The sequence below is a fragment of the Chitinophagaceae bacterium genome (assembly GCA_030053935.1).
In the GTDB taxonomy this organism is placed as follows: Bacteria; Bacteroidota; Bacteroidia; order Cytophagales; family JASGCU01; genus JASGCU01.
The window spans coordinates 30,975-47,929 of sequence record JASGCU010000001.1; the positions used below are offsets into that span (position 1 = coordinate 30,975).

General features: G+C 34.1%; 1 protein-coding gene (only partly in view). It reads right to left on the reverse strand.

The genetic code is table 11. The features are described from left to right. Positions 1-16,914 carry the beginning of an MBG domain-containing protein gene (locus QM536_00025; protein MDI9355402.1) on the reverse strand. Its footprint begins 27,309 nt before the window's first position, so only the first 16,914 of its 44,223 coding nucleotides appear in the window; it begins with the start codon at positions 16,912-16,914; its stop codon lies off the left edge, out of view. Positions 16,915-16,955 lie beyond the last annotated feature (41 nt).

Below are 16,955 nucleotides of genomic sequence, written 5' to 3' on the forward strand. Positions count from 1 at the left end.
CAATTTATCATCTTTCTTTCCGAGGGAAAAACCACCACCTCTTTGGGATACTCCGAAAGATAGTATATATCTTTCTCCGATTGTTCCATCAGTATTGTTTATAACGGCTAAAAGAGATCTCTTCGCTCTATTAATACTTGGAATATTTGGCATTTGATATGATTTTCCGTCCGTAAATAAAAGTCCTCCGTTCGCAGAGTAAGTAGCTTGTTTTGATGCATTAGTTTGAATAGCATCGAAACCTTTTCCTGACTTGTCTTTCCATATCTCTACAGGGTTGTTGGGTGTAAAAGTATTTCCATTTCCGTTTATATCATGCCCATCAAGCCAAATCGATACATCACCATCTATTCCTATATTTCCCACTCCTGCTAATTGTCCATAGTTATTAGTAATAGTGAGAGTACCTGCGGGATTCGGGAGTATAAGATTATAATTCTGTGGTAGCTTTGTAGATATAGGAGAGGTAAGGGTTACGTTATACATTCCTGAAGGAGAGTATTGATTTGTATTTACAGACACTGTGGGTCTATTTTCCAAAGGAAGTTCTGTTTCATTATTTTTAAGTCCGTTATACAGCAGAGTGAAATTTTTATCTGTATTTCCTATAGGTCTTGTGACATTACCAACTGTTATAGTAAGATTTGCTTTTTTGACGGTAAATATTTGAGTTACAGAGATAGCGGGGTTTGTTTTATCGTTTCCTTGCTGTGATATAGTAATAGTAGCAATTCCTGGGAACCTTACTATCGCTATATTGGAGGAAAAAGACACAACATTTGTGTGAGAACTGGAATAAGTAAGTAATAATCCTGCGGAAGAAGTGGCATTACAATAGTAGGGATCGGTTCCATATTCTTGTGTTAAAGCTGCAACAGGAATAGGAGTTATAGTTTGTGGTATTTTCGTGACTACGAAAGTTTTTGATACACTCAAAGCAGGATAAAAACTTGTATTTCCTGATTGCATAGCGGTAATAGTAAATGTTCCTACTTTGCTTATAATTGCCGTATTCCCTTGTATAGAAGTATTTCCATCAGAAGAACTATAAGATATGTCCAATCCAGAAGAAATAGATGCATTCAAAAATACTACTGCATCATTAAATCCATTCGGGAATGTTGTGTTTGCTATGTTTGAAAATGTGATACTTTGGAATTGTTTTCCCGAAATTATTTCTATAGTTTGACTTTGTGTAAAAGGCAAATAGTATATATTTTCATTTACATTTGCGGTAATACTGACAGTTCCTACTCCTGCACCAATCTGGACTGTATTGCCTGTAACAAGAGCAATATTTGTGTTAGAACTATTATATACTACGGGTAGTCCTGAACTTGCAGAAGCAGGGAGTACTTGCTTCTGAACATAATTTAAGTTAAAATTGACACTTTGGTACGACCTAAATATTCCTATATTTGTTATCTGATAAACGGGCAAGTAATTTGTATTTCCTGTTTCGTATGCGGTAATACTTACTATATTAACAGGGGCTTGGATTCTAAATGAATCTCTGACTATTACTATTTGAGTGGCAGAAGAGCTGTATAGAATAGGGAGACCTGAATTTTTATACGGTGCTGTAAGTACTGCTTGTAGTTTTGTATATCCTCCGGTAGAAAATATATCTGTACTATTAAAAGTAATTATTTGGGATGATTTATGTACTCTTAATAGAACACTATCTCTTACCGAAAGGTATGTTCCATTTCCATTTTGAATAATATGTATATAAGTAGTTCCTACATTGTTTATGTTCAAAGTATTCTGAGAGATTGTTGCCACAAGGGTATTTCGGGAAAAATAGCTGACCGCTAATCCCGATGATGACTGTCCTTCTAGTTGTATAGATGGTTCTCCATAAGTATGGTCGGTAATAAAATTATTAAAAGCTACTGTTTGAGGGGTTGACCCTGCTGTTTCCCTTCCTATAGTAAATACACCGCTTGTAAGGGTTCCAAAGTCCACATTATATCGGATACTATCTGTAAATATATCTGTATGAGAAGGGTTTATAACTGTTACACTTACTCCCGAATTGAAAGCCTTTGCAGAAGTGATAACAAGATTATCATTGGCAGTAAAATTATATCCCGTGATTCTAAATGTTATAGTGATATTTCCTATCCCTGTATTTGATACTCTGCGTTGGTTAAATCCGTAGCTGCTATTGAGAAGGTTAAAAGTTCTATTATCTGCAAAAGTAGTGCTGGTTCCGGTTGCTAAAACAGGAGGGGTTACATTATCAGTAGTAGCACCACAAAAAAAGTAAGTTCCTGTACCTGCACTATTTATATTTGGAACAGAAACAGATAAGACACCAGGGCTTTGGGTTCTGCTCACAAAATCTATGGAAGATTCTCTTCCTACACCTATCACATGAAAATCGTAATTACTCCCCACACTATCCATAGTATAGTAATTATTACCTATTTCATCTGTATTGTATTTAGCGGCCAAGTGGTTAGATATGATATTTCTTTCGGTATGATTTATTGCTCTATTATAGAGTATTACTTCTCTAATAGAACCTTGCCATAGTCCGGCATTACCAAAAATATCACCCGATTCTGGAGTTAGCCTCTCTCCTATGAAGTAGGATCTATTAAGGTTTGTATTGTTTGCTCGGGTTCTGGTTCCTATAAGGTTATTTGCTACATACACTGGTGTAGAATTACTGGTATTTACTATGGCAGCTACTATAATATTATTAGTACTGGAAAAAGCAGTAGAGACAAATCCATTATCTAAGCGTGGGCAACCATACATCGACGGTTCGGGTATAGAAAAGCCTATCCCGGCTGCATAAGATGTTCTTTTTCCTATAAAAAAAGCAGTTGATGTAAAACAATCTTGTCCATCGTATCCATACACAAAAGCAGCTCTTCCACCAGTGTTTCCCTCTATTCCTGTATTTGTGCTATTAGCTACCACAAAAGCAGATCTTGAGTTTCCACCACCTGGGAATCCATTCACACTCCCTGAATAACTACTAGATATAGAAACCCCCCCTCCATTACTTATTAAATTATTAAAATTTCCTCCTCCCGTAGCATTATTTCCTCTTCCTGATTTATCTCTCCATGTACCCACTGATGTTCCCGCTGTAGGATTGGTATTATTTGCATTTATATCTCTCCCGTCTAACCAAAGAACTATATCTGTGTTTGTTCCTCTATTTCCTATTCCTCCCGGTCCTGGTCCTGTGTTATTTGTAGTAATAGCTGAACGAATATTAAGTGTTCCATGAGTAAGGGATATGGTATAATAAGGGTTTGCATTTTTGAATCCCGATACCGTATCTAATCGTATAGTATAATTTCCAATAGGACTGGTAGTAATTGCAGTAGTAGTTGCAATGGGTGGGAAATTAATTGTTTGGTTACCTAATCCTGTATAGGTGATAGTAAAAGTAGGATTTGCAGTCCCTTGTATTTTGTTCAAATTATCAGCGGTTATACCGAGTACTTTACGGCTAATAGTAAAAGTACGAGTAATTGAAACTGGAGTATATGCCACACTTCCGCTCAAAGTAGCTGTGATAGACACTGTTCCCGTGCCTCTTATGGTTGCTATATTGTTATTTAAAGATACAATAGTATTGGAAACAGAAAAGGTTATAGGGTTACTGTTAGAAGAATAGGTCTGAAGTATAAAATCAGTATCTCCGTAGGTCTTGTTGAGGATACTTGCAAAAGTAAGGGTCTGAGAAATTCCTTTCGTTCCTATACCCAATACCCCCTTTTTATATATACTATCTCCGTTAAGAGTAAATGTTATATTCTGAGGAGTTGCTTGAGATGGTTTTATTATCTGAAGTCCTTGTGATTGTAGTGTTTTATCTTTAAAGAGAAAAAGGCGCCATGAGGTATCTGTTTGTGAAATATTAAAAGTAAGATCTATCGTACCAATATTTCCTGTTCTTTCGTATGCTATTTTTCGTGGTATAAGCAAGTAGGAAATAGAAGGTAATAATTTAATACCCGATGTTTGAGAAGAGCTATCATTATCCGCCCAAATAAAATAATTTTTAGAGCCAACAAAAGCATCTTTTTTTTCTACACCGAGTATCCCTGTTCCTATAGAAGAGAATATTTCTATGTTATTTTCTTTTCCAATACCTGCTAAATTATAATCATAGTTTCCACTATCAGGTTCATCAAGGGTATAGAGGTCATTTGCATATAGTTTTGTTCCATATTTTGAAGAGAGATAATTGGTTATTATATTTTCTTCTACTGTGTGTAAGGATCTATTAAATACAAGCGCTTCTCTCAAGTAGCCGTTCCATTCTTTTAAGCCTATTCTAAAATGAGTATTTCCAGTATTATTAATGATACTGGTGTTAGTAGAATTATTATCTAATGAAACTGTTATATCATTATTGTTATGTGCTATTCCTTTAAATAAATGGTCAGAGTCATCTAATTCAGCAAAATCTGTATAGTTATTTCCATTAAAGAACACGAAATTATTTTGTGTTCCATTATTTTTAATACCAAAAGCACTTACTCTTTTTGAAGCCTCGCTGGTATCACCATAAGAAAAAAGATATTGAGTCGATTGAGGGAAGAGTTCTTGAGTTTTTCCTACTATAAAAAGAGATCTTGCATTATTACCTGTAGGGATTCCATTATTTCCAAAGTCATAATAATCATTATTTCCATCAAAGAGAATACCACCTTTTTCATTCAAACCCATTATATATCTTCCTCTATTGTTGATGTTATTTTGAATGGCATGATTATTTCTTCCTGATTTATCTGACCATTGAACAATATAAGTAGATAAAAGAGATGCATTTTTTAATATTTCTCTCCCATCTAACCATAAAACAACATCATTATAAGTTCCTAATGTGCCTATTCCTGCAGGTCCATTTGGAAAAGATAGAGTTAATATCCCAGATACGGGGGTAATATTATATTTGTTAGAGTAGAAATTATTACTGTTTACATCTATAGTATACTGTCCATTTTGAGAAATATCAACGGGTGAATTAACGGTAGCAAAAGGGATATTTATATTTCCTAATGTTAAAATATTATCATTATTTTTAAAACCTGTAAAAGAAATAATATATTTTGGAGTCGTTCCTTTGTTGATAGATATATCTTCTGCTTTTGCTACAAGGTTTGTTTTTACTACTTGAATTCCTATTGTTACAGGTGGTATGGCTTCGTAAACCGCATTACCCGTATTAGATACGGTAACAGTTGCTATTCCGCTACCATTAGTTTGGATAGAATTATTTTGGATAAAAACAACACTTGTATTATTAGAGGAAAAAGAAACTGGTAACCCTGCACTTGTTGTTATATTAAGAGGTATAGGAGTATCTCCATACATCATATTAATATTATGAGAAGCGAGATTATATGTTTGAGTTCTTTTATGTACGGTAAATACAACACTATTTGAATTACTACTATAGTCTATCCCATTTGTTTCGTAATAAGCAGTTATAATAGTAGTTCCTCCTCCAATAATTTTCATTGTATCTATTGTTGTTCCATGTATAGTAGCTACTTGTGGATTAGAAGAACTATAGAAAACAGGAAGAGAGGAAGGGATTATGGAAGCGGCTGTAAGTTTCACCGGGAGTATATTTGCACTATATGTTATAGAGTTCAGTTGATTGCCTCCAAAAGTAATAGGAGGAATAATAAGATTATTTATATTAATAATAAGTGCTGTATGAGGTGTTAGTTGACTATAATTGGCATTCCCTGGTTGATAAGCAATAATAGTAGCTGTCCCTGCTATCCCTTTAAAAAGAACCGTACTTCCAGAAATCAATACTAAGTTTGTTGCAGATGTGCTGTATGTTATGGGGAGTCCTGCATTTGTAGTACTGATGAGTGTATAAGGGGCTGTATTGCTCGCATTTCTATATATTGTGGTGAGAGGAAATGTGAGAGATTGGTTGGCTTTATTTATGAGAAAAATTCTGGATACTGGGGATGCGGCCGCGGTATCCGGACGTCCTGATTGTGTAGCTGTTACTGTTACTTGTCCTATTCCTAAGAGTGTAAGAGTATTACCGATAAGAGAAGTAACCCCAGACGCTGGAATAGATGATATAGAATAAGAAACGGGTAATCCAGAAGAAGCAGATGCATGTAATGGTATAGAACCACTTCCATACTGCCGAGACGCTATAGGAGAGAAGGTTATTGTTTGTGGTATAATCGGTTTTGCTAGGGCAAATATTCCGGAACTTGCTGTTGTATTTATTTTGTATTCTATTTGATATATATTACTATTTTGAATATTCGGTTCTATTACTACGACATTATTACTACTAAAAGTAGTATCTGTGCTATTTGGATAGAGTAACAATTTGTAGTTGTTTGGGTTTGTATTATTTACATAAAATACAAATGTTATTTCTCCCATGTAGGTGGTTTGGTTAAACCCATATTTTTTATTCATAAGAGCGTAGGGTATATTGCTAATAATCGTTTTTTGAGTATTATCAATATTAGTAGATCTATCATTTTCTCCCCATATAAAGTACCCATTGTTGGTAATTTGTGGCACCGATACTAATAAGATTCCGGATCCTTTAGTATTCGTAACGATTTCTGTGGCAGAGTTTCTTCCTATACCCGCAACATGAAAATCAAAATTTCCTCTGACAACATCGTCCATACTATACAAATCATTCGTTATAGAAAAATTATATTTTGCGGATAGATAATTGGCTATTATATTTTGTTCTACTGTGTTAACTTCTCTATTATATAAAATAAACTCACGAATAGACCCTTTCCAAAACTCGGTTCCCCATACATTATTTCCTAATCTAAATGTTGTAGTACCTGTATTGAAATTTGATAATGCTGTTCTATATGCATTATCAAAATTGTAAATAATATCTCCAGCTACAGTATTTGACATGTTTGCTTGGAACAAGTGATTATTGATGTTCGCATTATCTGTAGCATGGTCATTCTGCCACCCAATAAAACCTAAACTAGTGGGATATTTCCCAAAACCAAAATGCTGAGATTGGGCAGATACTCCTCCATATGCATTAAGCCATCTATATACTGATTCATTTATATCATTTGTATGCGCAACTATAAAAAGAGATCGAGCGGAAGTTCCGGTAGGAAGTCCCGAATTGCCCATGGGATAGTTATCATTACTACCGTCGAATAACAATCCTCCTCCGTTGTTTGCGAGAGAAATAAATGTTGCTTGGTTTGCAGAAGTAGATTGCGTAGCATTATTTCCTCTTCCTGATTTATCCGTCCATGTGGAAACAGATACTCCATTACTTGGATTTGTAGCATTTCCATTTATATCTCTCCCATCTAACCAAAGGACCAAATCATTATTTGATAAAACACTTCCTATTCCTCCTGGTCCATTGGTGTTAGAAGTAATCGTAAGGGTTCCGGATGGATTGTATGTATATCTATATGCCAGAGTAGAAGCATTATTTAATCCCGAAGTATCTATAAAAGTAATGGGATATGTACCAATGGATGAATTGGTATTAGCAGTTGTAGTGAGATTGGGTCTTTGAATTCCTAAACTATATACATTATCATTCCATACAAATCCCGAGTAAGATATTGTCAAACTTGGGTTAGAGGTATTGACATACTTAGTTTTATTATCAGGGGTTACGGTAAGGAGTGCTTTTTCCACTGTAATCACTATGTTAATAGTAGTGGGAAAATAATTTTCATTACCTGATTGTATAAGAGATATAGTAGATGTGCCTACTCCTACCATGTAAAAATTATTTTGATTGATACGGACTACATTTGTCTGTTGGGATACGTAAGAAATTGGTAGACCTGATGTAGCAGATGCATTTAATACTACCTGATTTCCGTATGTTTGTTGGGATGATAAAGAGAATTGTATTGATTGTGGTTTTAATACTTTTATTATGGTAAAATATCCTGTGGGTAAAGATACTGTTGCATTATAGGTAATACTTGTGCTATTAAAACTTGTGGGGGTAATGGTATCGTAATTTGATAGGTCTTTTTGTGAGCTTATGAGTAGTAGGTATTGGGAGTTGAGATTGGGAATATAGAATTGAAAGCTTATGTTTTTACTTCCGTTTTTATTACTAAATGCAAATTGTTTATGAGTGGATAAAAAATGGGTAGTTTGTGAATTTTTGGTTACGGAAATATTTGAAAAATCTGTAGATAAATTATTATCTCCCCATATAAAATAAGAATTTGGAGAAAGAAGATCTCGTGAGGTTATGTGAGCAATACTTGTTCCTTTAGCGGATAGTACAATTCCATCGTTTTCAGCACCAATACCAGCTACATGAAAATCAAAATTTCCATTGGATGGTTCATCCATAGTATAAATATTCTGTAGTGGTGCCTCAGTATTGTATTTTGCAGAAATATATTCTTGAAGTATATTTTGTTCGGTGCTATTTAATGCCCTATTATAAATAAGGACTTCGTATATTTGTCCTCTAAAGAATTGATTGGGGATTGTATTATCTAAAACTCCTAATCTATACATACTATTAGGAAGAGTAAGAAAAAGGGAAGTGTTTATATTTTGTGAAGTATTTATAAAACTACCATTTCCATTATTCATCTTCCATATAGCTATTTGAGGTGTTGCTAATTTTATAGAAGATACAATACTAGTGGTACCTCCTCCAAAAAAAGAAAGATTTTGAGAGGTATCTATACCCAATCCTACAAGGTTATTTGAGGTATTCGTTCCATAAGCCAAAGCATATTGAGAAGAGGTAATCTTTTTAATATTTGTATTTTTCAGGGCAATAAGTATGGTTCTATTTTGATTAGAAACAGGAATAGCATTAGATCCAAATTCATAAAAATTGGTGCTCCCGTTAAACAAAAACCCTCCCTCATTTCCATTTGAACCTGCAAATAGAGGAACTTGATTAGTTTGGGTTGCATTATTATTTTTATTAGATTTATCTTTCCATTGATACACAGGGGTAGAAGCGGATGGATTTTCTCCGGTTCCAAAAATATCTTTTCCGTCAAGCCATAATACTAAATCTTGAGAAGATCCTATCCCTGCAGGGCCATTAGGATTTACAAAATTTAAAGTTCCCGATTGGATAATAAAAAAATAATTTTGAGAAGAAAGGTTATTTGGTATATTTACATCTATTTGATAAGAACCATTGGTAGTAACAGGGATAGTTGTTGTTACAAGCGGTTTTGGATATATAATTTCTTCCCCATCGGAGTATTTAAACCCTGAATACGATACAGTAAATAAAGAATTATTAGGAATGGAAGTAATTGTTTTATCGTCTGCTTTTATTGTTAATGGGGCTTTATCTATAGAAAAATATCTAATAATGGGGTATGCAGGCGAGTATTGATTTGCTCCTGATTGATATGCAGTAATAGGGATATTATTACCTGCTCCTCTTATAGATAGAGTATTTGAATGTATAGAAATGAGAGTACTAGAACTAGAAAAATACACGGGTAATCCTGAAGAAGTAGATGCTATAAGGATAAAAGGAGAATCGCCGTATACTTTATTATTGATTCCTAAAAATGTTATATACTGTGTGTTTTTTGTAATATTTAAAATACGGGTAGTGGAGCTGGATAGATAATTTGTATTCTCAGGGTAATAAGCAGTTATGGTTACAGTTCCCCCTTCGTTTATTTTTATTGTGGTATCGATTTGTGTGGTTATTACTTGTGCAATATTGGTATTAGAACTGCTATATAAAACAGGAAATACTTTCCCATCAGAAGTATTCGCTTTTCCGTTAATACGAAAAGGATCATCCCCAAAAGTATGGTTTGTTATCCCTGAAAATGTTACTGTACTCAAATATTTACTGGTTATTATGAGTGTTTGAGTAATAGGGTCAGCGGGATTATAATTGGCATTTCCTGTTTGTTGTGCGGTAATGGTAGTAGTAGCTGGTGGTGTGCCTGTTATTATTATGCTATCGTTAGAATTAACAATTCTTGCTATCATAGGCAGAAAGTCCAATGTATATTGAATTGGTAATCGGGAACTGGCAGTAGGTTTTACATTATAAAAGCTTCTATGAAGGATAGATAAAATGGGTACGGTTCCAAAATCAATAGTTTGGTTTGCTTTTACAACAGTAATTGTTTGGGTTACATTTTGTGATGAATAAGATGCATTTCCTGTATGGTATGCAGTAACAGATGCAATACCTGAACCTTGTATTCGTAAAGAATCGGGAGATATAATAGAAACTACAGATGTATTACTACTAGAAAATAATAAAGGGATGCCGGATACCGTACCTGTTATACTGAGTTTTATGTTCTTATCTCCGTATGTTTTCTGTGAAATTATATTTGAAAAAGTAAGAGATTGAACAGCTTTATTTCTTACCAAAGTAAAATAACCGGATGTTCTATTTCCTACATTTATATTTTGAAATTCTATAGTGGTAGAAGTTATATTAGTAGGAGAAAGAACCAAAGGTGTGGTAGAAAAAGTACTGTCCGCTGATAGTACTAATCTATATCCTGCATGAGTATTTCGTATAGTGAATAGCAAATTCATATTTCCAATAGATCCTGTTTGATGGAAAGCGTACGTTTTTACTAATCTGTTTTCATACAATGTCCCGATTACTGTTGTAGGAGTGTTTGTAAAAGTACTGTCTGCGGTGTTGTTTTCCCCCCATATAAAATATGTTCCGTTTGATGGTATATCTTGGGTTTTTGTTATTCTTAGAATACTTCTATGGGTTTGTACGGATAAAGATGTTTGATTTCCTGAAGCATCTTTTCCTATACCCGCAACCTGAAAATCAAAATTTCCTCTGACAGCATCGTCCATACTATACAAATCATTCGTTATAGAAAAATTATATTTTGCGGATAGATAATTGGCTATTATATTTTGTTCTGCCCCATTAACTATTCTATTATATAAAATAGCTTCTCTAATAGAACCTTGCCAATATTCACCTCCTATTCTGTTATTTCCTAAACGAAATACTCCGCTACCGGTATTTAATCCTGTTGCATCAGATCTCACGCCATTATCAAAATTATATTTTGCCGTTCCCGAAACCATATTTGCATGGAATAGATGTATATTTGTATTTGCATTATCGGGAAACACATCATTTCCCCATCCAAAAAAACCTAATCTACTAGTTGATGTTTTTCCAAATCCAAAGTTTTTATTACCAGTACCAGCATTATCTCCATAAGCAAGTATATGTCTGTATCCCGAAGTACTTATATCATTGGTATGTGCAACTATAAAAAGAGATCGAGCGGAAGTTCCGGTAGGAAGTCCCGAAGTGCCCATGGGATAGTTATCATTACTACCATCAAATAAGAGTCCTCCTCCATTGTTTGCGGGAGAAATAAATGTTGCTTGGTTTGCAGAAGTAGATTGGGTAGCGTTATTCCCTCTCCCAGATTTATCTGTCCATGTGGCAACAGAAGACGATGCAGCAGGGTTTATACCATTTCCATTGATATCTCGTCCATCAAGCCATAGAATCAAATTGCTTGTACTCCCAGTAATATCGACTCCTGCAGGCCCATTTGTTACCGTAGGTGTTGGTAATAATACTTCTAAAGTTCCCGTAGTTATAGAAGTAAGTTTATAATTAGGAACATTAGCTGTCCATCCCCCATTTGTGGTAGTGTCTACAGAAATAGTGTAGTTACCATTTACATTAGGATTTGCTGGAGTAGTGAAAAGAGTTGGTGTATATAGTATATTTACAAAAAGGTCATTATTTACAAATCCATTATATGAGTAGGTAAATAGAGGGTTAGGATTCGTTTGTATTTTTTGTTTATTATCCACCAGTATATTCAAAGATTGACGAAATACTCTCAAAGTATGAGTAACAGGAACAAAAAAATCATTTGTGTTAACGTAGGCAGTAATATGAGTAGTTCCTGCTCCATTTATTCTGATGGAATCTCCAAAAACACTGGCTATAGCAGTGTTAGAACTACTAAATAGAATAGGAATCTCTGAACTCACACTGCCTGTGAGTCGGAATGATGCATTACCATAAGTTCTATGCGGTAATGATGAAAAACTAATATTATGAAAGGTGTTATTTACATTTCCAATATTTGTTGTGGTACCTGTTGAACTCTGTGCTACTGAAATAGTAGAATATTTTCCTAACACAAAATAACCTGTATCTATACTATTAATAGAAGTCGAAAATACTATTTGGTTATTGGATACTGTAATAGGTTTTAGAATATTTGCATTTTCAAAATTTTGATTTTTACTGATGATTAATCTGTAAGTAGTATCTAAGTTAGGAATAGAAAAATGAAAGGTAAAATTATGAAATATTTCGGAAGAGTTTGCTTTATACTGTTGAAATCCATATTTTTTATGCATTATATAATATGATTTTCCATCAATGTTAGTAGTAGAGTTGGGTATAGTGGCATTTTCATTATTATCTCCCCATATAAAATATTTCTCATCTCCAGATACAAGAGGAACAGATACTCTTAATATTCCTGTTCCTTTACTTGTAATAAGGGTTTCTCCGTCTGTATCTATACCTATTCCTGCTACGTTATAATCAAAATTTCCTCTATTAAGATTATCTAATATATAAAAATCTTTTGAAGTAAGCAATGTATTGTATTTTGCAGAAAGATTATTGAGTAGAATATTATAATCTATTTGTCTTAATACCGTATTGAAGAAGAGAACTTCATAGATGTTTCCATTCCAGAATTTTTGAGCAGTTCCTATTTCAGCACCTATTCGGAATGGAGAATTTACGGAAGTATTAAAACCATAGTTTTCATAACCCGATGAAAAACTATCTCCTATCTTTATATCTGTTCCGTTATTATTACCGTCTTCTGTAAGTGATAGTATTTCAAAGGTATTTGCTGCAATAGAAGTGTTTATATCTGTTCCACTATAAGCACCTGTAAAATAATTATTACTATTATTTTTACCCAAGAAAAAACCATTTCCTGATTGTGGAACTCCATAAGAAAGTGCTACCTCGTCGCCAGAAGTAATATTATTTTTTAAAACTGCTATAATGGTTCTTTCCCCTGAAGAAAATCCTTGTAAAGATGGCACTTCAAAATATTCTTGATTCGTTCTATCAAAATAGAATCCACCTAATGGATCTGCTAAGGTAGAACCTAATCCCGAACTATGTATCATAGCATGATTTCCTCTTCCTGATTTATCTCTCCATTGAGAAACGCTACTATAAGGAATAACTGCGTTACCATTGCCATGTATATCACGTCCATCAAGCCATAATACTAAATTTTCTAAAGAGGTTCCTCCGATAGTAGTATTTCCTTCTACTACTCTATAAGTAGTATTTTCTATTACAATACTGTATTTACTACTTCTCAATCCTGTAGTATCTACTTGTAAAGTATACGTTCCTATTCTAAAAGTATCTACCAAAGCAAAATTCGGAGTAGGTAAACGAGAGAGTGAATTATTTTGATTATCTCCTGTTACAAATCCCGAATACGTAAATGTTTCTATAGGTCCGGCATGCCCCAATAAGTGATCAGACCCAACGACAGGAAATATATGTAATGTTTTTTGAGATACAGATAGATTTTGTGAATATTCTACGGGATAGTAACCAATATTTCCCGTATTGTATGCTGTTATAAGAGCTTCCCCTGCTCCAATAAGAGTAAGAGTATTTCCATTAATAGAAATAACTCTCGTGTTAGAAGTCGAATAGATGAGTGGTAAATTCACATCAGAATTCTGTGGGACTACAAGCGGAGATGCTCCGTATGTAGTAGGATCGATAGAAAATAATACCGTTTGTCTTCCTTTATCTATATATAAAAGAAAGGATTGATTCAAAGGATTATAAGTAGCATCTCCGCTATTAAAAGCGGTAATAAAGGTACTTCCCGTGCTTAATATACGAATACTATCTTTTCCCAAAGAAGAAAATATCTGTGCAATGGTAGAAGAACTGCTAAAAGAAATGAGTAAAGTAGAATTAGCAGTATATTTGAGAGCAAATATATTTTTATTTGCTCCGTATATTTTAGAGTTTGTAGTTTCATTATCAAAAGTGATTACTTGCACTGTATTATTTACCACACGAAGAGTTCTAGAAACTGATAATGCAGGGTTATAATTACTATTTCCTGTTTGAATAGCAGTGATAGTGCATGTACCAACTGATGTAATAGTAATAGATGCTCCATTAATAGACGCAACTGAGGGATCGGAACTGGAATAACTTATAGGGAGACCAGAAGTACTGGTAGCATCCATTAAAAAAATTCCTTCCGATGTACTCCTATCTCTCAATTGAGGAAGAGAAATAGATTGATTACCTTTTACAACTGTCAGGGAAAAGGTAGTGTCTTTCATAATATAGTTTATATCTCCATAATTATAAGCCGTAATAGTTACAGATCCTACTCCTGTAATTTTTATTTGATTTATGCCATTAACACATTGAACTATATTGGTATTAGAAGAACTAAAAGCAAGAGATAAAGGAGAACTGTTCGTATAGGAAACAAAGAAATTAGGATCTCCATACGTTTTTTGAGAAGGAGGGTTCCATACAATATTTTGTTGTTGCTTAGAAACAAAAAGAGTTTGAGATACTGAAGCGGTATCATATATACTATTTCCGGATTGAAAAACAGTTATAGAAGTAGATCCACTTTGTAAAATAGTAATGCTCCCAGATGTATATATAGCAATTTTTGTATCCGAAGAATAATAAGAAAGTGCCAAACCACTATTAGTAGATGCGGTAAATAAAAAAGGTGTATCTCCAAAAGTTTTAGGACTAATATTAGTAAAACTGATGGTTTGAGGCAGTTTATCCACTCTTAAAATTTGAGAAACGGAAGCAGAATCATATTGGGTATTACCCGATTGGGATACTTTTATAACAGTTGTACCAGCTCCATTTATAGCTATTGTGTCCGATTGAATACTGGCTACGTAAGTATTAGAACTACTATATGTAAGTGGTAAAAAACTATCTGTGGTAGCACCTACTAAAAAAGGATTATCTGTAATTGCTTTTGAAATAATAGCAGGGAATGTAATACTTTGTTTTAATAGTGATTGAGATAGAACAAAAACACCAGTCGTAATAGAAGGATTATACACAAAACTTATTCGAGAAGTACCAACTATTGAAGGTTTAATGGCTACAATATTCTGAGGAAGTGTGGTAAAACTGGTATCTATAGCACTAGAAATTAACAATCTATAAGCAGCAGATGGATTAGGAACTTCAAATGATATGGTTATCTGTCCTATATTATTTATATTATTAAAACCATATCTTCTCTCCATAAGGAAATATCCCGTGTCCCTTATCCTTACATTTCTATTGGTATTTATAGTGGTAGATAAGTTATTATCTCCCCATAAGAAATAGGAGTTAGTATTACTTATACCAGCACTAGAAATAGTTACTATGCCCGTTCCTCTGGATATTCTCAAAGTATCTGTAGCACTACCAGCTCTTCCTATACCCGCGACATTAAAATCTAAATTTCCATTTCCTGGATTATCCATGGTATAAAAATCATTCGTTATAGAAAAATTATATTTTGCGGATAGATAATTGGCTATTATATTTTGTTCTGCCCCATTAACTATTCTATTATATAAAATAGCTTCTCTAATAGAACCTTGCCAATGTTCGGTTCCTGCTCTATTATTTCCTAAACGAAATACTCCGCTACCAGTATTTAATCCTGTTGCATCAGATCTCACATCATTATCAAAATTATATTTTGCGGTTCCCGAAACCATGTTTGCATGGAATAGATGTATATCCGTATTTGCATTATCAGGATTCACATCATTTGCCCATCCAAAAAAACCCACCTTATTAGCAGATGTTTTTCCAAATCCAAAATTTTTACTAGCACTACCAACGTTGTCTGCATAAGCAAGTATATGTCTGTATCCCGAAGTACTTATATCATTTGTATGTGCAACTATAAAAAGAGATCTAGCGGAAGTTCCGGTAGGAAGTCCCGAAGTGCCCATGGGATAGTTATCATTACTTCCATCAAATAAGAGTCCACCACCGTTATTTGTGAGAGAAATAAATGTTGCTTGGTTTGCAGGGGTAGATTGCGTAGCATTATTTCTTCTTCCTGATTTATCCGTCCATGTTTGAACTGATGAATTTACTGTAGGATTGGTTCCATTTCCATTTATATCTCGTCCATCAAGCCATAGAATAAGATTTCCAGACGATCCCGTAGAACCTACCCCCGCAGGGGATAGAATTCCTGTTGTGATAAGTAGATTATTATTGAGTGGATATTCTACTATATAATTGAGAATATCTGCATCATTTAAATCGTTCCATTGATACGCATTCCCATTCCCACCAGGGTTTGCTGCGGGCCATCCTGCAAGTCCTATTGCTACAGATTTTTGACCTGATGGAGAATAGGTCGCATCTGTATAATTATCGGGTTCTTGATTTCCAAAATTTTGGTAAACAGAGTTAAAAGTACTTCCACGATTACCGCTTACATTTCCCTGCCAAAATTGACTTGTAGTAGACGAAATATTTCTTCCATCCCAATAAAAATTCCCTTGATTTGTCGACGTTCCTCTTCTACCGCCTGTCCATACATAACGAACTCCTCCACCGTCATTCGCTGTAGGATAAGAACTGGTAGTGATACTTTGTAAATACGTTCTTATGGTGTCGTATTCTGCAGAAGAATTAATTTCTAAAAGCCGTCCTCCTCTACTGACAGCATCAGAGGATGCACTTGCCCAATTCTTAGCACAATTAGAAATAACTTCATATCTTTTACCCACCGGTGCAGGAGAAACAATACTGACAGTACACTGAGCACTTGATTTATATGTATATAATGATATCCCTACTACTACTGCTACTACTAATTTTATGTGTGTGTTAAAATTCATAAGTTATATTATATTTTTGTTTTGTTTTTTTTTATTCTCTA